The organism is Microbacterium sp. 4R-513 (assembly GCF_011046485.1).
Lineage (GTDB): Bacteria > Actinomycetota > Actinomycetes > Actinomycetales > Microbacteriaceae > Microbacterium.
The window spans coordinates 1870353-1890626 of record NZ_CP049256.1 but is presented as its reverse complement, the minus strand read 5'-3'; the positions used below and the strand labels follow the sequence as shown (position 1 = coordinate 1890626).

The window sequence follows — 20274 nt, the reverse complement described above, 5'->3', positions numbered from 1 at the left end:
CGGCGCGACAGTGGTTCCTCGGGGCCCTTTGTCAAGGGCGGGCGCCTTCAGCCGAGCAGGGGCTAGCCTCCGGAGAACCCCTCGTGCAGGCGTGTGAAGCGCTGCGAGTGCCCCGCGCCGAGAACAGAGATCCATCATGACCGACACGCAGACTCCCACCGCCGCCGCCACGTCTACGACGCCCGCATCCGACACCCGTGTCGCAGCCGTCGTCTACAACCCGATCAAGGTGGATCTCCCCGCCATCAAGACCGTCGTCGAGGCGGAACAGGCTGCCGCCGGCTGGGGTGAGACCCTCTGGTTCGAGACATCGGCCGAGGACCCGGGACGCGGCGCGACCGAGGCGGCACTCGCCGAGAACGTGTCGATGATCATCGTCGCCGGAGGAGACGGGACCGTGCGCGCGGTCGCCGAGGCCATGCACGAGCACGACGTCGCTCTCGCCCTGCTCCCCTCGGGAACGGGGAACCTGCTTGCGCGCAACCTGAAGCTCACGCTCGACGATCTCGAGCACTCGGTCCACTCGGCCTTCACGGGCGAGGACCGGCAGATCGACCTCGGCGTGATCGAGATCCGTCGCGCCGACTCGCAGGTCGACCGCCACGTGTACCTCGTCATGGCGGGGCTCGGCCTCGACGCCAAGATGCTCGCCAACACCGACGACGAGCTGAAGGCGAAGATCGGCTGGCTTGCGTACGTCAAGGCGATCGTGCTGGCACTGCGCGACAAGAACCAGCTCCGCCTTCGCTACAAGCTCGACACCCACCCGACGCGGTCCATCCGCGCGCACACCGTCATCATCGGCAACTGCGGCGCGCTTCAGGCGAACGTGCTGCTCATGCCCGAGGCCTCGGTCGACGACGGCAAGCTCGACATCGTGCTGCTCCGCCCCGAGGGATTCCTCAGCTGGGCGCAGATTGCGACGAAGATCATCTGGGAGAACGGCGTCCTCAGCCGCACGCGCCTCGGGCGCAAGTTCCGCACGAAAGAGGTCGACGCCCTCAACTACATCAAGGGCGAGCGCTTCACCCTCGTGCTCAACCGGCCCGAGAAGATCGAGCTCGACGGCGACGAGTTCGGCGAGGCGACCGCCGTGCGGACATGGGCGGTGCACGGTGGGCTCACGATCCGGGTCCCTGCGGAGTCGACCGACTGAACTCCGCTGAGCGTCGGCGGCGCGCGTCAACGACGCGCTGACGACGCCGCGGGCCTGAACGGCGGCCGTTACCGGTCTGCGTGCGCGAGCACGAGATAATGCAGGCATGTCCTCCTCCGTCGAACGCCGTTCCAATCCGACTGCCTGGGCCGCCTTCTGGGTCGCACTCGCCGGCCTCGTGCTCATGCCGATCCCGCTGTTCATCGGCCTGATCCTGGGCGGCGCCCTTTCCGTCATCGCGGCGGTCCTGGCCGTGATCGGACTTCTGAAGGGACTCGCCCGCAACGGCAAGGGCATCGGTCCCGTCGTCTTCGCCGCGATCTTCATCGCGCTCACGTGGGGCGGTATCTCGATCGGCGGCGGCACGGTCTGGTAGACCGGGCGAACGCTCGACACGTGCAGCGGCCTTTCGGCGCTTCGGCCGTCGAGGACTGCTCCTGACACAGCGAAGGCCCCCCGCATCGCAGGGGGCCTTCGTAGAGCTGTCTACGGTCAGGGTCGAGAACCCTGTCCTGCTCCCGGAGTCAGGAGCGAGCGTTACGGTCGTCTCGGTCGCCGCGGTCGTAGAACTCGCGGCTTCCGGACTTGGCCAGACCGCGGCTCACCATGTATCCAATGGTGAGGAGCGTGGTGTAGAACCACACCTGCTCGGCTCCGAAGCCCTGGCCGTCCTCGTTGCTGTCGACGACAGCGGACGCGATGAACATCCCGACGAGAATGACGACGTACGAGATGAACTCGGTGGTCTTGAAGGCGGCCTTCGTCTCGGTCGAGAGACGCGAGACGCGGGTGTTCTGAGTGGTCGTGCTCATACTGCTTCAGTCCTTGCTGTGACTATCGGTACTGCCGGGTGCGCGTTGCACCACTTCATCAAGTGGACAGACGGCATGAGTTTCGCCTTTGCCCTTGCTTTCCGGCAGGAGCAACGGGAAAATCCAGACGTTCTGAGCGCCGGCGCGAGAACCGGCATCCCTAGCCCGATACGCGGCCGAGCTGCCGTTCGAGCACCTCGGCGTGCGAAGCGGTCAGCGCGCGACGGGGTCCTCGGGCGTGAGCTGAGCCTGCTCCGCTCGACGTGGTGATCCCTCCCAGTCGGCCTCGGACAGGCACACGAAGGCGGCTACGGCGACGGCGGTCTCGAGTCGCTCGGGGACTGGCACTCCGTTGAGGCGCTCGGCGAGATATCCCGCGACGAAGGCATCGCCCGCGCCCACGGTGTCGATCGGATCGATGCGGACGGCATCCTGCTCGAATGAGCGGCCGTCGACCCGGGCGAACGCGCCTTTCGCACCTCGCTTGATGACGGCTTCGCTCGGACCCATCGACGCGAGACCTTCCGCGAGGGAGGGAACGTCGTCGGGCGAGCGGTCGAGCGCGAGCGCAGCCTCGTCCTCGCCGGCGAACACCACGTCCGCGAGCGGGATGAGCGTGCGGAAGCAGTCCCGCGCCCGCGGCCGCGACCACAGCGCACTTCGATAGTTGAGGTCGAAGGAGACGGGGACGGCCGCCTCCCTCGCGACCCGGGCGGCATGCAGGGTGAGCGCCCGCGCCGAGTCCGACAGGGCGGGCGTGATGCCTGTGAGGTGCAGCAGTGCTGCCGCGCGGATCGCATCCTCGTCGAGATCGGACACCGTCGCCCGCGAGGCGGCGCTCGCTGCGCGATGGTACGAGACGCGCGTCAGAGCCGGGGTGCGCCGCTCCTTGAGCATGAGGCCCGTCGGAGCGTCGGGGTCACGCTCGGCGATGACGGTGACGCCCTCCGCCCGGATCTGCCGCTCGACCAGATCGCCCGCGGAGTCCGCGACAGGATCTCGGCGACCTCCTGGAAGGGGGTGGCTCCGTAGACCATCCGCTGGTCGGTGTCGAAGAGGCTCGCGCGATGCTCGAGCAGCTCGGGGCCCTGTTTGCTCCAGTAGCCACCCCAATCGGCGCCCTCGGTGAAGGAGCCGTAACCGTCGAGGGTGGAGAAGACGTCCCACGCATAGACAGCGCTCATAGCGGTTCCTCACACCGGAGGGACGACGCCGCCCGCGGTGTCGCGGGAGTCGCGCGACCGGTCTGGCATCCAGCATCACTCGTCGTCGAGGAGGCTGCAAGGCCGTCTCCGCCCCTGCCGTCGGCGGGCCGCTGAGAGCCGGTCCCGACCCGAAGGAATCCCTCAGCGTTGCCGTGCACACTCCGGACCGTTCCGCTACCCCCACACTCATTCCCGCGTGGACGGCGTCTACTTGGATGATGAGCGCGAGCCAGACTTCCACTCCTGCCTGATGGACAGGATCCACTACGCCGGACACTCGGTACTGACGGGCTCCGCGATCGCCCGGGCACTGCTCGACTACGCTCAGGCGCTCGCCCAAGTGGGCGGGTCCGCCACGGTCGACTTCCCCACACTCAACGGTGACGGGTCTCGTGGGCGCTCCCAGATCGTGATCGGGCCATCGAGTCAGATCATCTCGGACGCCGAAGAATCCGATGGCGACGACCTCATCGACGGCGAACTCGTGGAGCAGATGCGCGCCCGAGCAGACCGGGCCCGGAGCGACGGCGCCCCGCTTGTCGCCGCTGAGAATCTCGAGAATCAGGTTCCGGAGGACTGGTCTGAGTTCGACTTCTGAGAGCCGACCGCCGTCGACCCGGGCACGGCCATGACGCGCGGAACCACCCACGCGGCAAGCACCGCGAGCGCAGCCCCGGCGAGAGTGAGCGCGACGCGCTCCAGGAACCAGTGCGTCGCGGACTCGGTCTCGTCCCCGATGAGCATCGACAGCACCAGGAGTGTGGTGAAGAATGGCAGCACGTACCAGCGGCTTCCTGCGGTGCCTGCGGCTCCGGCGATGACCACGAGCACGACCGCAGCGAACACCGCATTCGACGGATGGAACGCCGCGACGACACAGGCCGCCGTGGCACCGAGGAATACCGACAGAATGCGGCCGATGCTGCGGGCGTCGAGGAGGGCCCGGTCGGGTCGGCTGATCAACAGCGCCGCAGCGCACGCCCACCCGGGGTGATCGACGTCGAGCGCGAAACCGAGCGCGGCGCCGGCCGCGCCGGCGATGCCGATCTGTATGCCGTAGGCGAGCATCACCCGCCGCGGCACCGCGGCTTTCGCCGGCCGTTGTATCCCAGGACGGTCGGGCCAGATCAACGAAACCAGCCAGCCATAGATCGAACCGAGCAGGAGGAGAGCCCCGGCTGAGAGTGCGGTCGCCGGCGGCTCCGAGAGCCCGACGCCGAGCAGCGGCATCCCGAGCATGAGGATGAGGGGGGCCAGGTGGCGGTTCGGGTCGGCGACGAGCACCGCCGCGGCCACGCAGAGGGCGAAGATCGTCACCACCGCCGCGACCGGGAAAGGCGCCACCAGCGAGCCGATCACGATGTTCAGCCCTGCTACAGCGCCGACGACGACCGCCACCCTCCGCTGCCGCCTCGGTCCGCGGACACCGAGAGCGGCCGCAGGCACGACACCGACGGCCAGTGGAAGCCCGATCCCGGGGTCGACCAGTGAGATCGCCACGGCGGGTGCGCTCAGCGCCACCCCGTGAGCGGCGTTGATCCACGACCACGCCACCGGCGACCTCCTGGTCTCAGGCCGCTCCGCAGATGCCTCGGTGCCCACGGTCATCCGCCCTCGAGCACGGACCTCGCCGCCCGCATCCCCGAGAGCAGCGCCCCTTGAATAGAAGGTGTCTCCCGGTGATCGCCGGCGATGTGCAGTCCGTCGCCGATGCGTGCGGGCGACGGGCGCCGCATGGGCGGGGGCAGCGCGGGGAGAGCGTGCGGGATGTCGTCGCGCCGCAGGAGCTCCCACGACGCCGAGGCGCGGCCCCACAATCGCGTGAGCTGGGCGCGCACCTCGGGCTCGGGCGCCGCGCGATCCGGGGCCCACAGACATGTCGCCTGGATGAGGTGGCGACCGCGGGGCGCCGCCTCCGGAATCGTGGCCGAGATCGCGAGCGAGTTGACGATCGGACCCTCGCGGGTGCCGTCGACGGTGATGATCGCGGATACCGGGGGCTCCTCGGCCGCGAACCACCACGTCTGCAATCCCCGCGTGGCGGGCACCGGCACGTCCATGAGCACGTCGAGAGACTCCGCGCCGACCGCGACGACGACGTCGCGGGCGAGCAGGCGTCCCTCGCCGAGCGCGCGGACCTCCCACCGATTCTCGCGCCGCCGCAGTCGACTCACGGCACGGCCGACCCTGATATCCGCTCCCGCCGCGCGAGCGCGCGAGGCAAGGGCCCTCGGGAGCGCGCCGATGCCGTCTCGGGGCAGCCCCGCACCCGCCGGCAGGAACGATCGGGCGAGGAGGCGCACGTAGGTGTTCGACGTCGATTCCGACGCGTCCGCCAGAATGCCCGAGAAGAACGGCGACAGCACCTCGGTGCGCAACGGTCCGGTCAGGCCTGCGGCATCCCACCCCTTACCGATGGTGCCGTCCGGGCGCGTCACCGCGACACCGGGACGCAGGGCGATCGGGCCCAGCCACCGCAGGAGCCCGGCGAGGTCACGCCTGGTCACGAAACCACTCGCGAGCGTCGCCGGGACCAGGTTCGGATGCCGCAGCGGGTGCCCGAGCGTCGCCATCGTGCCGTCGGTGCGGCGCACCCGGACCGCGGTCGGGAACGCCCGCACGCCGAGGCGGTCGACATCCACCGAGGCCCGGACGGCCGGATAGGCGGTGTTGAGGACGTGGAACCCGCGGTCCAGTGTGAAGTCGTCCACCCGATCGGTGCGCTGGCGTCCGCCGACACGATCGGCGGCCTCCAGCACCACCACCTCACGGCCACGCGCCGCCAGTTCCACGGCGCATCGAAGGCCCGCAAGCCCGGCGCCGATCACGAACACGTCGTGCGTCTGCATGAGCCGAGTGTAGGAGGACATCGTTCGGCCGGGCTCGCGGTCACCTCGACCACCACGAAGCGCGAGAGTTCCCGTCCCGCCCTCCTCCTGGGCTATTCGCCATGCCGCCGGCCGCGAGCCGATCTGTCTACCCCTTGCGGACATCCCCCGATCGGGGTGAGGTCGAAAGGTGAACAGCGTGCGATCGTTGATCGGTCGCCGCCGGCGGCACGACGACGAGACCGTCGACGTGCGGGTCGCCGGCGGCGTGGTGCGCGGCGTGCGGGAACGCGGGCTGCTCGCCTGGCGCGGGATCCCGTATGCGGCGCCTCCCGTGGGATCGCTACGATTCGCGGGTCCTGCCGATGTGGTGCCGTGGGCGGGCACGCGCGACGCCTTCGGTTTCGGTCCGGCTGCTCCGCAGGCGTTCCGCAATCCGCTCATCCATCCGCCGTCGGCAGTGGTCGCTGCGGACGAGGACTGCCTGACGGTGAACGTCCACGCGCCCGTGTGGGACGATCACGGTTCCACCCCTCTGCCGGTCATGGTGTACATCCACGGCGGCGGTTACAGCGTCGGGTCGTCCCGCGACTTCTCGGGACAAGGTGAGGGCTTCGTGCGTGACGGCCGCGTCGTGTACGTCAGCTTCAACTATCGGCTCGGGCCGCTCGGCTACCTCGACTTCAGCCGCTACTCGACCCGTGACCGATCGTTCGCGAGCAATCTCGGACTTCGCGACCAGGTGGCACTGCTCAAATGGGTGCGTGAGAACATCGGTGCTTTCGGGGGCGACGCCGAGAACGTGACGGTGTTCGGCGCCTCGGCGGGTGGCAACGCCGTGACGACCCTGATGGCAACGCCGTCCGCGCGGGGGCTGTTCGCACGGGCCATCGCCCAGAGCCCGCCACCGGGTGCCGTGTACCCGTCCTCGATGAGTCGGCGATGGGCGGGAGAGTACGTCCAGATCCTCCGCCAGATGCTCGAGTCTCGCGCGAGTCGAGACACACGAGGGTCTCCTGAAGAGCCCCCCGCCCTCCGATCGGCGCACCAGCTGCTTCTGGCCGCGTCGCCGAGCGATCTCGTCGCGGCCTGCACGGCGCTCCAGATCCGCACGCCGGACGCCTACCCCGGCACGTTCTGCCTCGCCCCGGTCATCGATGGCGACTTCCTGCCCCAGCATCCGATGCGGGCGTTCCGCGACGGCACTGCCCACCGCGTGCCGATCATCATCGGCACGAACAATCGCGAGGGCGCGATCTTCCGAGGCCGGGTCGACATCCTGCCGCGTACTCCCCCACGGATCGAGGCGCTCTTCGCGCGCGCCCCAGCCGGTTCTGCGCCTCGAATGCACATCGCCTATCCTGGCCTCCCCGCACGACGGGCCGCCGCGGACTTCGGAGGGGACTTCGGCTTCTGGTTCCCCAGCACACGAGTCGCCGACTATCACTCGCGCTTCGCCCCCACGTGGGCCTACCGCTTCGACATGGCCCCCCGACTGCTGAAGATCCTCGGCTTGGATGCCACCCACGGCGTCGAGATGTTCGCGCTGTTCGCGCGCACCGACCTTACGATGGCGCGAATCATCACGGGGTTCGGCGGGGCGGAGGAGTACGCGGCGGCCGGCCGGCGGATGCGGACGATGTGGCTGCGATTCGCGGCAGGCGCTCCGCCTGCGGAGACGTGGCCGCCCTACTGCGAGCCCGACCGGTCCACATTGATCATCGACGTGACGGACCGCGTCGAGAAGGATCCCCGCGATGAGCGGCGACGTGCGTGGGAACAGTTCCAGCCCGACACCGCCGGATGATGGGCCGGGACAGATCGAACTCAGCGGTCGAGGGCGGTCAGAGTCACACGATCCCCACCAGCCATCTTCGCGTGGTAGATCGCGTTGTCGGCGGCACGGATGAGCTGGTCCCTCACAAGGCGCGTCGTCGTTCCCCGTCGGCGCCGAATCTGCCCCGCACGTCGGTGTCGCGGATCACACTGCGCAGACGGTGACCGACCTCCCGCAAGAGCGCGTCACCAGCCGCATGACCGAGCAGATCGTTCACCGCCTTGCACCCGCCCAGGTCGATGAAGATGACACTCAGCGCCGTGTACCCGTCCAGCAAGGTGCGCGTGACGTCTTCCTCAACCAGTCGACGGTTCGGGAGACCGGTCACCTCGTCGTGCATCGCCGCGCGGCGCAGAGTCTCCTCGAGGTGGATCCGGCCGATCGCCTGCGCGGCCTGACTGGACAGCGCCTCGGCGAGCGGCACGGCCTCCTCATCGAACTCGCGCGAGTGGTCGAAGTAGCAGATCATCGAGCCGATCGATTCCCCATGCGAGCGCATCGGCGAGGCGATCGCGGTATGGATCCCGCCCGCACGATAGATGTCGCTGATCCCGACCCCGGGCAGGTGGGCCTCGGCGTCGTCCGGGCTGCGGACCATCAGCACTTGGCCGCTGAGAAGCGCGACGGCATCGGTCGGCCGGGAACTGTGGGACCAGTGCGCCGCGAGCGGGTTGACGCCGGCGACCTGGACCAGCCCGTCCGAGAACCCGGTGAGCTGAAGCACGCTGTGCCCGCCCGATCCGGCATCAGGCGGGAGAACCTCATCTCCGAATGATCAGGGCTCAGCGCGCCCTGTCAAACCTGAACTCGCGCCGCGCCATCGTGTGCAATGCGCGCGATGGACGGTCGGTGCGGCGTCTTACACTCGCGCATCTGCCAGGCGAGCGCGGCGGACTTCTTCGCGCTTCGAGTAGGCAGCCGCGCGGATTGCCTCATCCGATTCGAGGCCCGTGCCCAGCGCCCCGCCGAGAGTCGCAACCGACGCGACGAACCAGGTGAGCACGAACAGGTCGCCGTAGCCGGCCGGCGCTCCCAGCGAACCGCCCATCACATCCGGATCCAGGACGAACAGCGCCCAGGCAAGGTTGACCACGTACAGCACCGAATAGCAGATGACGACTCCGATCGTCAGCGTCAACAGCGTCGAGGTGTTGTAGAGCCGGGATCTCTCGCGAGCTTGAGCGGAGCCGCCCTCGGGACGGTCCCATAGCTCACCGTCGATGACGATCCAGGCGACGACGATGATGATCGACGCGATGGTCGCGATCACAAGGCGCCATCCGGATAACGAGGCAGCAAGCTGCCAGACCGTGGGCTGAATCGTCGCCACCGCGCCGGTGGCCAGGGCCGCCACGAGTGCGGACTTGAGCCCCGCTGCGAGCCGCCACGGGCGATTCGCGAGCACCATACCCAGGAGGACCCGTCCACGACCGCTGGGACCGGGAAGCGGCAGACGCTGCTCCTCATGTGAGGTGGATTCGGCCATCCCGCTGATCAGGCCCCGGACTGCATCTCTGGCTCGAGACTGAACGCGGAACCCGCCGAGAGCGGGGAGCGAGAGCACAGCAGACCGCCGCTGCGGATCGATTGCGGCCAGCAAGTACTCGCCGTTGACATCCCGGAGCGGCAGTTCGGTGACCCCGATGACCAACTCCCACTGCTGTCTGCTGCCCTCCGCCCGCAGCCGCGCTAAGGCGGTGTCGATATCCTCCGAGCCGAGCGTGAACGGCTCGCTCAGGAGCTCAAGATCCCAGCCGCCGCCGTCGGGGTCCGGTGGAACCAGATCCGTCATCCGGCGCGCCACTTCTGTGGGCGAGGCCGGGTCAGCCACGAGTCCCACTCGGATCGGCTTCATCTCCGCAACGTACACCTCGTCGCCTCCCCGATCGTGGGGCCGCGCACCAGGGAACGGGTCGAGTCATACTTGCCGGCCGCCGACATCCGCCGGTCCCGGGGCGCACGAGCTGCAGCCGGCGGCGCGGGGGCGATGACGAGCTCCAGGGGCGGATGCCGGTGCGTGCAGCTTGTACGGAGGCCCGTCAGCATGGACCTCGTGGTGGGATTCGAACGACTCGATCGCGACGCCGTCTCGTCCTACGCCGAGCTTCGCACCGACAACACGAAGACATGGTGGACGGCCAACAAAGCTCGGTACGACACGGCCGTGCGCGGGCCGTTCGAAGCGCTCGGGGCGGAGCTCGAGCCCGAGTTCGGTGCGGTGAAGATCTTCCGCCCGTATCGCGACGTGCGCTTCAGCGCCGACAAGACGCCCTACAAGCTGCACATCGGCATGGTCACGCAAGTGACGGTGGCCCACTACCTGCAGCTGAGCGAAGAGGGCTTGATGGTGGGTGGCGGGATGTACGACGTGCCGCCCACGGCGCTGGCCCGCTTCCGGGAAGCCGTCGACGACCCGCGGAGCGCTGAGGACCTGGAGTCGCTCCTGGGCGAGCCGAGCAGCGCGGGCTTCGAGCTCTCCCGCGACGACGCCCTCAAGACCTCACCCCGCGGTTACCGCGCCGAGGTCAACCTTCACGGCTGCACTGGCGACGCTGCGTCGACGCCGACGACGGTGGCCCAGGGACGCACCGTCCACGAAGTGACGAGCCCCGACGTGACATAGGGATCGGCGGACGCGAAGTCGGAGGCCCGCTCCACCGCGTTCTCGCCCTTGAAGACCAGTAGGCCTTCGTACGGACCCGTTCCTACCGCGCCGCCGAGAACCAGATCACCGCGTTCGACCGCTGCCCATGCGAGTGCGAGATGCGCAGACCGATACGACTCGCGGGCTTCCAGGTAGTCGTCGCGATAGCTGTACTGAAGGACTGCGTGCGTCATGCGTTGAACCTACCGACTCGCGACGCACTGATCGCAAGCCGGTCCGCCCAGGCACCAGATAGCGTTCGAACCCCGACAAGCTGAGTATGGTGAGCGCCATGCACATCGCAATGAGTGAGGCCGTCAACCCTCTCCTGCCGGCCGGCGGCCTCCTGGCGATCATTTACGCGATCGCACTCATCGCGATCTGGCTCCTCCTGATGTGGCTCATCATCTACAGTGCAGTGCGCGCCGCGCTGTCCTCCCACCGCAAGGCGATGGCCGCGGATGTGGAACTCGCACGGCGCGCTGCCGACCAGCGCGGTGCGTAACAAGAGCCCGTGGGCCTACGGACCCTCGGGCTCGTCTCTTGTATCCCGCTTGCCGGGCGACCTTCGGTGCCAGAACGACCGTGCGTCAGCCGTCCTTGAGCGAGCGGGCGTGGGTGTGGACGTCGGAGGCTCTCGCTGGCATCTTTAGCGAGGTGAGTGGCGATGGACCGGTGAAGGATGACGAGCCGGGATTCGTCGCGCTGATGGTTTTCGCCGGGCTCGCTGCTCTGCTGAGCGTGTGGTGGGCCACCTCTGGAGATTGGGAACCGGCGATTGGCTTCGGGGTACTCGCGGTCGCTCAGGTGCTGACGGCGTTGAGAGCGCGAGGGCGTGACCGGGCGTTCGACGACGGTCAGCCGCATCCGTCCGCGGACCGTGATCGTTTCTGAATAGTCGGGTCTGCCCGGGCGGTTGCGTTTGGTACCGGAAACCGACGCTCGGCCAGGATCCCGGAGCGCCATGGGAGTACTCGTAGGCGTGCGAGTCGAGCTGGGGGTGGTCCGGCGCTGCGTTACAGGCGGGGAAGGTGCCCGTCATTCGCCCAGGCTTCAAGCTCGTCGAGCGCTCACGCATTCAGACCGCGCTGGTCGGACGTCTTGATCCCTCCAAGCCTGACGCCGTCGCGGCGCGCTCGGCGCGCGATCCCCTCGGAGAGTCGTCGGGCCTCCGCCCGCCCGCTCCCACCATGTCGAGTCGTTGCCCATCGTCCGGTACGGCCAGCGGCTGATACTCCACGCCCACGCGGTAGGCGGCGTACCCGCGCTCCGGAGAATCGATCTCGACCAGCAACGAGCCGTCAACACCCAGCAGAACGGTGCGGCGAGTCATCCCGCACCTGGGCCGTTGGGATGGGCGAGATCGTACGCGTGAGAAATCTTCCTGGGGACCACCATGCGCCACGCGTCCACGACGAGCTCGCGAGCCTCGCTCGCGTCCAGAAACGCGAGATGTGCGTGGACCCAGCTGAAGCGCATGTCTGACTCCGACGGCATTTGGAACTTGCGAGGGTTGCCGCCGACCAACGCCGCCCGCTCCTCCTTCGGGAAGGCGAAACCCATCACACTCTCGTCGAGAGAGAACGCCACGTAGACCATCTGACCCACGCGAAACTTCAACCTTCCGCGCACATACACCTGGTACGACCGCTCCAGCTCGCCGCCCAGGGCCCGAACATCCTCAATCACTGCCATCTCAGAAGCCGTCCGATATGCGCCAAACGCTATGCCCACCCGCGCGCTGTGAAGGACGGCATCTTCATCTCAATGCTGACGGTGCCTACCGTGGAAGCAAGGACGATATGCGAGGCCGACTTCCGCATCCGTCGCATCCGCGGGTGATGGCCGGGTGTCTGGCGTGCGCGGCCACGCGAGCCGCTGCTCGGCGATCAGACCCAGCGCTGGGGGCCGTTGAAACTTCTGTTCCCTCCGGCGTCTATCGGGGCCGTCTCGTGTCCGGCAAGTTCGTGCAACCACGGCGGATGCTGGTCGATCGCGACCGACCCGGCGCCCGTCGTGAAGTAGGCGACGATCGGAGGGCTTGTGACGAATGCGACCGCCAGGGCACCGGCGCCAGGCGCGGTCACGATGGCGGAGCGGGCGTGCAGATTGCGCATCAGTGTCGCGAACGAATCCGGATCGTCGGATGCCACCTCTGCGAGGCCAGCCGGCAGCTGCTCACGCATCCCGCTCAAGAGGCGTTCCTGCTGTGGCGCTGCCAGTCGTCGGAAGGCAGCCGCGTACCCTCTGTCCGCGATGGCGGCTGGCACGTTTCCGAGGACGTACGCGTATCGAGCGATCTGCTCCTCTTCGCTGATGAGCTGCTTCGCGTGCCGCCGCTTCACGACCCCTCCTGAATGATGACCGCAACGTTACGCCCCTAGGAGCATGCCGTGGCGGTCCGCCTGCGGGATGCGGTTGGGGGTCATCGAGACATCCCTCACGGCGCCACATGGGGAGCTCGAGACGAACCTCTGCCAGCCCGGGCGACTCGAGAACCACGGCACCGCATCCATCGTCGCTGCGCCGCACGATGGCCTGGGCGCGGCCGTGGAAAGTGGTGAAGCCGCTCGCCAGGTAGCTCTCAGTCGGCTTATCGGCCCCGCCGCGCATCCAAGTACTCGACCGCAGCGTTCACCTCATCCTCCTTGCTCGCGTATGGGCTGTTTCGGGTCTCGAGTTCGAGCACGATGGCACCGCCGTAGTCGGATGAATCGATGGCGTGCATGACGCCGCCGAAGTCGACGCGACCCCGCCCGATCACTCGGCGGATGTCCCCGCTGACGGCATCGCGGAAATGGACGATTCCGATACGAGGCATGAAGGTGTTCCACGCATCGATGACCGATTCGTCGGCGGCCTCGATATGGGAGACATCGAAGGCGAGCTGGATGTCGGGGTCCAAGGCATCCAGCAGCGCGGAAGCGCGATCCACTCGGTCGATCGGCCGTCCGAAGTAGGGCGCTTCGACGGCGAGGCGAACGCCCGCCGATCGCGCACGCTCCGCCGCGCGATTGAACCCCTCCGCAAGAAGACCGACCGGCGGAGGAGTCACTCGAACATCTGTTTTCTCACCCGCGGGGAGGACGAGCAGCGGCGTGCTGGTCGCGACGGCGAACTCGAGCAGCCGGTCGACACGTCCGTGCACGTCGTCCAGGTCATCGAAGCCGTCGAAGGAGCCGGGATCGGCGTTCACGCTCGCCGCACGAAGTCCGGAGGCGACGAACTGCGCGGCCGCCTCGCGGAAGTCCGCCCGGGTGCCGTTGACCGGCACGTGCTCGCAGAGACCGCGCAGTCCCACCACGTCGACGGCGTCGAACCCGATATCGCGGGCCACCCGCAGGGCATGCGAGAACTCGTAGCGGCGGAGACAGACTGTGGAAATGGTGAAGGGACGGGTCTCACCGGGGTTCATCGCGACTCCGTGGATCATGCGACATCGGCGGCCCAGCTCGCCGCGATGAAGGGCTGCAGCCAATCGTCGATCGCTGCGATGGCGTCGAGGTCGAGGCGATGCACACGCCGGGTCCCCCGAAGCTCGGCGCGGACGAGGCCCGCAGCTCGGAGTACGGCGAGGTGCCGCGAGGCCGTGAATCGGGTCGTGCCGGTGGCCTGCGCGAGTGCGGTGATGGTCATCCCGTCGCCGGCGTCGAGGTGGTCGTCCAGGAGGCGCTCCAGGAGCGCCCGACGCTCGCCGAACGCGACCGCGGAGAAGCATCGCTCCAGCCCCGAGTCGGCTTCGAGCTGCCGAGTCATCGCGGTCATCCCAATTCGCGCAGAGTCGAGTCGACGATCGAGCCGACGGCCAGCCCATACCGCTCGTGGAGGGTCGGCAGCGCTCCGGCGTCGAGGAATTCATCCGGGAGTCCGATCGGGACGACGCGGCGCCCGAGGCCTCGTCGGGCGACGGCACCCGCGACGGTCTCGAACAGGCCGCCGACGATCGAGTGGTTCTCTAGGGTGACGGTCAGACGCGGGGTGTCGACCTCGCGGAGCACCGTCTCCTCGTCAAAGGGCTTGATCGTGGGAGTGTGCACGACGGCGACGTCGACGTGGTGTGCCGCGAGCGCCTCGGCCGCCTGCAGCGCTCGCATCGTCATGAGCCCGCTGGAGACGAATACGACGTCGTTGCCCGGTCGCAGAACCTGGGCTTTGCCGAGTTCGAAGGTGTAGTCGTACTCGTCGAGTACGGTCGGCACGTTCCCCCGCAGCAGGCGCAGGTAGGTGGGCCCGTCGGATGCCGCCAGCTGCGGCACCGCTCCGGCGATGTCGACCGAGTCGCAGGGGTCCACGATCGTGAGATTGGGCATCCCCCGGAAGATCGCCATGTCCTCGGTGGCCTGGTGGCTCGGTCCGTAACCCGTCGTGAGGCCCGGGAGGCCTCCGACGATGTTCACGTTGAGATTGGGCTCGGCGATGTCGAGGCAGATGAAGTCGTATGCACGCCGGGCAGCGAAGACGGAGTAGGTGGAGGCGAACGGCACCAGACCGACCTCGGCCATTCCGGCGGCGGCGCCGAAGAGCAGCTGCTCCGCCATCCCCACCTGGAAGAAGCGGTCGGGGTGCGCTTCTCGGAAGATATGCATGTCGGTGTACTTCGCGAGGTCCGCGGACAAGCCGACGACGCGCTCGTCGGACTCGGCGAGCGCTGCGAGCGCGTGTCCGAAGGGCGCGGGCGCCGTCCTCTGCCCCGGGTCAGCGAACGACGCGATCATCGCCGAGGTCTTGAGCTTGGGCTTGGTGGTCGCGCTCATGATGCCGTTCCCTCCGCCGCGGCCGCGGCATCCGTCTCGAAGCCGGCGATGAGCTGCTCTCGGCAGATCGCCCATTCGTGCTCCTCGATCCGCATGAAGTGCGACTTCTCGCGGGTCTCGAGGAGCGGCACGCCTCGCCCGACCTTCGTGTCGCAGACGATGACGTGCGGGGGCCCGACCGGGTCGCCGCCCGCGATCTCGTCGAACGCCCGGAGAAGCACATCGGGGTCGTTGCCGTCGACGCGCTGCGTGTGCCATCCGAAGGACGCCCACTTCTCCTCGGCGGGTTCGATGTTCAGCACGCCGGCGGTAGGCCCGTCGGCCTGGAGCGCGTTCATATCGACGAGCGCGACGAGATTGCCGAGGCGATGGGATGCCGCGCCCATCGCCGCCTCCCAGGTGGACCCCTCATTCAGCTCGCCGTCGGAGAGGAAGTTGATGACGCGCGACGAGCTCCCGAGGTGCCGCAGGCCGAGGGCCATCCCGACCGCGACGGTGAGCCCGTGTCCGAGGGAGCCGCCGGAGATCTCCATGCCTGGTGTGTAGCTCGCCATGCCCGACATGGGCAGGCGCGAGTCGTCGGACCCGTAGGTGTCGAGCTCTTCGAGCGGGATGATGCCCGCCTCCGCGAGTGCGGCGTAGAGCCCGATGGCGTAGTGACCGGTCGAGAGCAGGAAGCGGTCGCGCCCCTCCCAGTGGGGGTCCTCGGCGCGGAAGCGCAGCTGGTCGGCATACACCGCGGCGAGGATGTCGGCGGCGCCGAGCGCCTGCCCGACGTAGCCCTGGCCCTGCACTTCACCCATCGCGAGGGCGTTGAGCCGGATGCGCTGTGCTGCGTCGCGCACGGCGCGCACACGGGTCGCCAGGTCGGCTGGCGCGGTTGCGGTGGTCATCGATGAAACTCCTTCGTTCGATCGCGGATCTCGAGCGCGGTGCCCGCGTCAGTGCAGGTGGCTTCCGCCGTTGATGTCGATCGTGGTCCCCTGCAGATAGCCGGCCTCGTCGCTCGAGAGGAAGACGAAAACGGCTGCGACATCCTCCGGGGTCGCCGTCCGGCCGACGGGGATGTCGCGGACGATCGCCGCTTCCTGCTCCGGCGTCGACCCGACTCGGATGTTGGTGTCGACGGCGCCCGGCGTGACGGCGTTGACGGTGACTCCGGTCGATCCCAGCTCGCGCGCGAGGGCCTTGGTGAAGCCGAGGATCGCGGCCTTCGCGGCCGAGTACGGGACCTTTCCGAAGACTCCCCCGCCCCGCTGAGCAGAGACGGACGACATGTTGACGATGCGCCCGAAGCCCTGATCGATCATGGCGGGGAGGAAGGCCTTGGTGACGAGGTAGGTGCCGGTTGCGTTGACCGCCATCACCTTGTTCCACAGGTCGAGAGTCGTCTCGAGGAAGGGCACCGGCGACGTGATGCCGGCGATGTTCGCGAGCGCGCCGACGGGAGGAAGTGCTCCCTCGGTCACGCGGGATGCGATCGCCTGCTGTGCCGCGGCGACGGATGCCTCGTCGGCGACGTCGACCGGACCGCCGTATGCGGGCACACCGTGCTCTTCGGCGATGTCGGCGGCCACACGGGCAGCGAGCTCACCATCGATGTCGAGGATCGCGACCGCCCAGCCCGCCTTGGCGTAGGCGCGTGCGGTCGCCTGTCCGATCCCTCGCTCGGCTGCGGCGCCGGTGAGGACTGCGGTGCGTGTGGATGTCATTGTGCTGCTCCCGTTCGGCCGCTCCTTTGCGGCGGCACGACGATCGTACGACGGATTTCTCGACAGTTCAATAGTTGACTGTTTGATTGTTGACAACGATCGTCATCGATGCCCATACTTGGGTCACCGCTCGCGTCGCGAGTCGGACACAATGACGTGAGAAAGGCAGAGAGATGGGCGAAGCAGCCATCACGATGCGGGGTGTGGTCAACGGCACTCCCCAGAGAAAACGGGTCGCGGTCGGCTCAGGTGTCGGCGCGGTCATCGAGACCTACGACTTCATCGGCTTCGGAACAGCAGCCGCCCTGTACTTCGGAACCGCCTTCTTCCCCGGCTCCGACCCGGTGACGGGAACCCTTCTGTCGTTCGCCACCCTCGGAGTCGGCTTCGCTGCGCGCCCGATCGGCGGCATCATCGGCGGCCACCTCGGCGACCGCGTAGGCCGGAAGCCCGTCCTGGTCGCCTCGCTCATCGTGATGGGGCTCGCGACGTTCGCCATCGGGCTGCTTCCCACCTACGCGATGGTGGGGATCCTCGCGCCGATCCTGCTCGTGGTCGTCCGGATCATCCAGGGCCTGGCATTCGGCGCCGAGTGGGGCGGCGCGATCCTCATGACCTACGAGCACGCCCCGTGGCGACTCAAGGGCGGCTTCACCGGCATCGTGCAGGCCGGCTTCCCCGTCGGCCTTCTCCTCGCCAACCTCGTCTTCCTGGTGAGTGTCCATCTGCCGGGCGACTGGGCGTGGCGCGTGCCGTTCCTGGCCAGCATCCTGCTCGTCATCGTCGGGCTCATCATCCGCGCCAAAGTGCCGGAGTCGCCCGTCTTCGAGGACGTCAAGGCCGAGGGCAAGGTGCTGAAGGCACCTCTGATCGAGGTCATCAAGACCGACTGGGGCAACATCCTTCGCGGAATCGGCCTTCGCGTCGCCGAGACCGCCGGCTACGCGGTCTCGATCACCTACCTGATCTCCTACCTCAACACCAACAAGATCACCGAGAGCTGGCAGACCCTGACGGCGCTGTGCATCGCGGCCGGGATCGGCATCTTCGCGACCTGGGGGTGGGCGCGCCTGACCGACATCATCGGCCGTCGTCCCCTGTACCTCATCGTCACGGCAATGGGCGTCTTCTGGGGCTTCCTGATGTTCCTCGGCGTCAACACCGCCGTCTACCCGATGGTCATCGTCGTGATCGTGCTGTCCTACGCGGTGTTCCAGAACGCGCTCGCGGGTGCTCAGGGAGCGTGGTTCCCCGAGCTGTTCAACGCGAACACCCGCACCTCCGGTGCCTCGCTGGCCTATCAGATCTCGGCGATGGTCTCCGGTTTCACCCCGTTCATCACCACCCTGCTCTTCGGCGCCTTCGGCTGGGTCGGTCCCGCCTCCCTGTTCGCTCTCTACGCGCTCGTCGGCTTCATCGCGGCGATCGTCACACCCGAGACCTGGACGAAGGCGCAGCGCGCCTATGCGAAGCAGGCCTCGGACGAGGCAGGCGCGCTGGAGCCGGTCGGCTGAGGCGCACCCAGGTCACCGCGAGAGCGGCGCGGCGGCATCGCCGCGCCGCTCTCGTAGACTCCAGGTGGACAGGATGGGAGCGGCGATGACCGACGGGCCGGCGATTCTGGGTCTGCAGCGCAACACCCTGCGCATGCAGGCCGTCGAAGCCCTGCGCCGGGCCATCACCACCGGCGAACTCCCGCCGGGCTCTCACGTCTCGGAGATCGAGATGTCTCAGCGACTGCAGATCAGCCGCGGCACCCTTCGCGAGGCGATGCGGACTCTGCAGCTCGAGGGGCTCCTCACCGAAGGATCCCGCGGACGGCTTCTCGTGCGGCGGATGGACGACCGAGAGCTGCGCGATCTCTTCCGCGTTCGCGCGTCTCTGGAGGCGCTGGCCGCCCGGACCGTCGCCGAGAGTCCTGATCGCGACGCCATCGTCGCCAAGCTCCGGGACGCGGTGGAGCGGATGCACGCCGCCGAAGACGTGTCCCTCGACGCGCGGATGCGCGCCGACCTCGACTTCCACCGCGAGCTGTGCCGCCTCAGCGGCAACGAGACGCTCCTGCGCGCCTGGTCAGCGCTCGAGGGCTCCATCGAGATGTCGATCACGCGATCCGGTATCGAACGGGCCGTGCGCAACATGGACGTTCCCCGGCACCTCGAGATCGTCGACGCGATCGCCGGGGGCGACGCCGACCGGGCCGCCGCGGTCGTCGAGGATCATATGGCCCGCGCGACCGAGACCCTCATCGCCTAGCCCTCGCGAGCCATCGCCGCGCGGCTCACCGCGGACGTCGGCTGCGGCGATCTTCATCGTCGCGTCCACCCTCCGCCGTTCGTCGGGACAGTCGCGAACAAGGGGACGACGGATGCCTCGGACCTGCCGGGCCGAGGCATCCGTCCTCACCTGGAATCAGCCGAACTGGTTCATCGTGTTGTGCTGGCCGCCCGCTTCGAGGGCTGCGTCGCCGGCGAGTACTCCTCGGATTACGGAGGACGCAAGGTGCGGGTGTATCCAGCGCCGGGGTCGAGCTCTCGAGCTCTCGGTGGCATCGTTGGCGGCATGGACACGAGGGCGCAAGTGGATGAACGGCCGGGTGCGGTCGGCCGGCGGTAGATACCCGGCCACGATCATCGTCTCGGTCGCGGTGACCGTCGGATTCGCTCTGCAATGGCTGCTTCCCCTCGAGCAGTTGATGGAGCGCGAAGGTGCGGCGATCGCGGACGGCCAGTGGTGGCGGATCCTCAGTTCGGTGCTCGTGCAGGGCTCCGGCTGGGGTCAATACCTGTTCAACACCGTCGGGCTGGTCGTGGTCGGGGCCGCCGTCGAGAAGACGCGAGGCTCCATCCAGTGGGTCGCCGGGGTGGTGGTCGCGCAGGTCGGCGCCAGTCTGGCCGCGCTCGCCTGGACACCCGGAGTGCCCGATTCGGGAAGCTCACTCTTCGTCAGCGGGCTGGTCGGGATGCTGTCGGTCACCTGGTTCGTGAAGCCGGTGCAGTGGGCGGCTCTGGCAGCGGGCTACCAGGTGTTCTTCGTCTGGTACCTGGCGGTGCTGGCGCTTTTCGGTCCGCTGGCCGGGGCCGTCGTGGGCTCGGTGCTGACCGGAGTGGCCGTATCCGTCCTGGTCCGGTCTGGCTTCGCCGTGTGGGCTCTCACGACCACGCTTGTCCTCACCGTCCTGGCTTTCGTTCTGCTCATCGCCGCCCGCGACCAGCACGGCATCGCGGTCCTGCTCGGCCTGGTCGTCGCCCTGACGGCATCCTTCGCGTCGAGTTACCGACACGGGGAGTGGCGGCGCCTGGACGGCCGGGCGGGACGCCGCTGAC

At 68.3% G+C, this 20274-nt stretch carries 25 protein-coding genes; 10 read left to right on the top strand and 15 right to left on the bottom strand.

Annotated features, from left to right (window positions below):
* The first annotated feature begins 136 nt into the window (after window positions 1-136).
* Both G5T42_RS08235 and G5T42_RS08230 read left to right on the top strand, forming a co-directional pair.
* A complete protein-coding gene (locus G5T42_RS08235) occupies window positions 137-1156 on the top strand; it encodes a diacylglycerol kinase family protein (protein WP_165127565.1) in 1020 nt (339 codons plus the stop codon).
* A gap of 106 nt (window positions 1157-1262) precedes the next feature.
* The gene (locus G5T42_RS08230) at window positions 1263-1532 is read left to right on the top strand and encodes a hypothetical protein (protein WP_165127563.1); all 270 of its coding nucleotides are present in this window, start codon (window positions 1263-1265) and stop codon (window positions 1530-1532) included.
* Between the two features lie 148 nt (window positions 1533-1680).
* On the opposite strand, the gene G5T42_RS08225 is transcribed toward G5T42_RS08230, so the two are convergent.
* The 3 genes from G5T42_RS08225 to G5T42_RS17655 form a co-directional block, all read right to left on the bottom strand.
* Complete coding sequence (locus G5T42_RS08225; RefSeq protein WP_165127561.1) at window positions 1681-1968, bottom strand: hypothetical protein; 288 nt, start codon at window positions 1966-1968, stop codon at window positions 1681-1683.
* A 213-nt stretch (window positions 1969-2181) separates the two neighbouring features.
* Window positions 2182-2901 (bottom strand): sugar kinase, encoded by a 720-nt coding sequence (locus G5T42_RS08220; RefSeq protein WP_241246058.1) that lies wholly within the window; start codon window positions 2899-2901, stop codon window positions 2182-2184.
* Window positions 2835-3152: a hypothetical protein gene (locus G5T42_RS17655; RefSeq protein ID WP_241246096.1), complete on the bottom strand. Its 318-nt coding sequence runs from the start codon at window positions 3150-3152 to the stop codon at window positions 2835-2837. Before G5T42_RS17655 ends, G5T42_RS08220 begins: the two co-directional genes overlap by 67 nt.
* Window positions 3153-3369: 217 nt before the next feature.
* Here G5T42_RS17655 and G5T42_RS08215 point away from each other — a divergent pair, with 217 nt between their 5' ends.
* Complete coding sequence (locus tag G5T42_RS08215; RefSeq protein WP_165127557.1) at window positions 3370-3771, top strand: hypothetical protein; 402 nt, start codon at window positions 3370-3372, stop codon at window positions 3769-3771.
* Here G5T42_RS08215 and G5T42_RS08210 read toward each other — a convergent pair.
* Complete coding sequence (locus tag G5T42_RS08210; protein WP_165127555.1) at window positions 3735-4571, bottom strand: FUSC family protein; 837 nt, start codon at window positions 4569-4571, stop codon at window positions 3735-3737. The genes G5T42_RS08215 and G5T42_RS08210 overlap by 37 nt on opposite strands.
* A gap of 206 nt (window positions 4572-4777) precedes the next feature.
* Complete coding sequence (locus G5T42_RS08205; protein WP_165127553.1) at window positions 4778-6022, bottom strand: FAD-dependent oxidoreductase; 1245 nt, start codon at window positions 6020-6022, stop codon at window positions 4778-4780.
* A 178-nt stretch (window positions 6023-6200) separates the two neighbouring features.
* Here G5T42_RS08205 and G5T42_RS08200 point away from each other — a divergent pair, with 178 nt between their 5' ends.
* Window positions 6201-7808 (top strand): carboxylesterase/lipase family protein, encoded by a 1608-nt coding sequence (locus G5T42_RS08200; protein WP_241246016.1) that lies wholly within the window; start codon window positions 6201-6203, stop codon window positions 7806-7808.
* 112 nt (window positions 7809-7920) lie between these two features.
* Here the strand turns inward: G5T42_RS08200 and G5T42_RS08195 are convergent, their stop codons facing one another.
* Window positions 7921-8562, bottom strand: a complete 642-nt coding sequence (locus G5T42_RS08195; protein WP_165127549.1) for a diguanylate cyclase — start codon at window positions 8560-8562, stop codon at window positions 7921-7923.
* Between the two features lie 135 nt (window positions 8563-8697).
* Window positions 8698-9693, bottom strand: a complete 996-nt coding sequence (locus G5T42_RS08190; RefSeq protein WP_241246015.1) for a hypothetical protein — start codon at window positions 9691-9693, stop codon at window positions 8698-8700.
* A 189-nt stretch (window positions 9694-9882) separates the two neighbouring features.
* On the opposite strand from G5T42_RS08190, the gene G5T42_RS08185 reads away from it, so the two are divergent.
* Window positions 9883-10461: a DUF2461 domain-containing protein gene (locus G5T42_RS08185; protein ID WP_165127547.1), complete on the top strand. Its 579-nt coding sequence runs from the start codon at window positions 9883-9885 to the stop codon at window positions 10459-10461.
* On the opposite strand, the gene G5T42_RS08180 is transcribed toward G5T42_RS08185, so the two are convergent.
* Window positions 10371-10676 carry a YciI-like protein gene (locus G5T42_RS08180; RefSeq protein WP_165127545.1) on the bottom strand — a complete coding sequence of 102 codons (306 nt, stop codon included), beginning with the start codon at window positions 10674-10676 and terminating at the stop codon, window positions 10371-10373. The two genes, G5T42_RS08185 and G5T42_RS08180, sit on opposite strands and share 91 nt — an antisense overlap.
* A gap of 98 nt (window positions 10677-10774) precedes the next feature.
* Here G5T42_RS08180 and G5T42_RS08175 point away from each other — a divergent pair, with 98 nt between their 5' ends.
* Window positions 10775-10987, top strand: a complete 213-nt coding sequence (locus G5T42_RS08175) for a hypothetical protein (protein WP_165127543.1) — start codon at window positions 10775-10777, stop codon at window positions 10985-10987.
* A gap of 170 nt (window positions 10988-11157) precedes the next feature.
* The gene (locus G5T42_RS08170; RefSeq protein ID WP_165127541.1) at window positions 11158-11376 is read left to right on the top strand and encodes a hypothetical protein; all 219 of its coding nucleotides are present in this window, start codon (window positions 11158-11160) and stop codon (window positions 11374-11376) included.
* Window positions 11377-11811: 435 nt separating this feature from the next.
* Here G5T42_RS08170 and G5T42_RS08165 read toward each other — a convergent pair whose 3' ends face one another.
* The 7 genes from G5T42_RS08165 to G5T42_RS08135 all read right to left on the bottom strand — a co-directional run bounded on the left by G5T42_RS08165 (window position 11812) and on the right by G5T42_RS08135 (window position 16948).
* Entirely contained in the window at window positions 11812-12177 is a 366-nt protein-coding gene (locus G5T42_RS08165) for an MmcQ/YjbR family DNA-binding protein (RefSeq protein WP_165127539.1), read from the bottom strand.
* A gap of 194 nt (window positions 12178-12371) precedes the next feature.
* Window positions 12372-12827, bottom strand: coding sequence for a hypothetical protein (locus G5T42_RS08160; protein WP_165127537.1), 456 nt, complete (start codon window positions 12825-12827; stop codon window positions 12372-12374).
* 248 nt (window positions 12828-13075) lie between these two features.
* The gene (locus G5T42_RS08155; protein WP_206535737.1) at window positions 13076-13819 is read right to left on the bottom strand and encodes a sugar phosphate isomerase/epimerase family protein; all 744 of its coding nucleotides are present in this window, start codon (window positions 13817-13819) and stop codon (window positions 13076-13078) included.
* A gap of 92 nt (window positions 13820-13911) precedes the next feature.
* A complete protein-coding gene (locus tag G5T42_RS08150; protein ID WP_165127533.1) occupies window positions 13912-14247 on the bottom strand; it encodes a helix-turn-helix domain-containing protein in 336 nt (111 codons plus the stop codon).
* Window positions 14244-15236, bottom strand: a complete 993-nt coding sequence (locus G5T42_RS08145; protein WP_165127531.1) for a transketolase C-terminal domain-containing protein — start codon at window positions 15234-15236, stop codon at window positions 14244-14246. The genes G5T42_RS08150 and G5T42_RS08145 overlap by 4 nt, the downstream gene beginning before the upstream one ends.
* Window positions 15233-16129, bottom strand: a complete 897-nt coding sequence (locus G5T42_RS08140; RefSeq protein WP_165127529.1) for a transketolase — start codon at window positions 16127-16129, stop codon at window positions 15233-15235. The genes G5T42_RS08145 and G5T42_RS08140 overlap by 4 nt, the downstream gene beginning before the upstream one ends.
* A gap of 48 nt (window positions 16130-16177) precedes the next feature.
* Window positions 16178-16948: an SDR family NAD(P)-dependent oxidoreductase gene (locus tag G5T42_RS08135; protein WP_165127527.1), complete on the bottom strand. Its 771-nt coding sequence runs from the start codon at window positions 16946-16948 to the stop codon at window positions 16178-16180.
* Window positions 16949-17121: 173 nt separating this feature from the next.
* Between G5T42_RS08135 and G5T42_RS08130 the strand changes: the two genes are divergently transcribed.
* The 3 genes from G5T42_RS08130 (at window position 17122) to G5T42_RS08120 (ending at window position 20273) form a co-directional block, all read left to right on the top strand.
* Window positions 17122-18462 (top strand): MFS transporter, encoded by a 1341-nt coding sequence (locus tag G5T42_RS08130; RefSeq protein ID WP_165127525.1) that lies wholly within the window; start codon window positions 17122-17124, stop codon window positions 18460-18462.
* 85 nt (window positions 18463-18547) lie between these two features.
* Window positions 18548-19204, top strand: a complete 657-nt coding sequence (locus G5T42_RS08125) for a GntR family transcriptional regulator (protein ID WP_165127523.1) — start codon at window positions 18548-18550, stop codon at window positions 19202-19204.
* Window positions 19205-19532: 328 nt separating this feature from the next.
* The gene (locus G5T42_RS08120; protein ID WP_165127521.1) at window positions 19533-20273 is read left to right on the top strand and encodes a rhomboid family intramembrane serine protease; all 741 of its coding nucleotides are present in this window, start codon (window positions 19533-19535) and stop codon (window positions 20271-20273) included.
* Window position 20274: the final 1 nt, after the last annotated feature.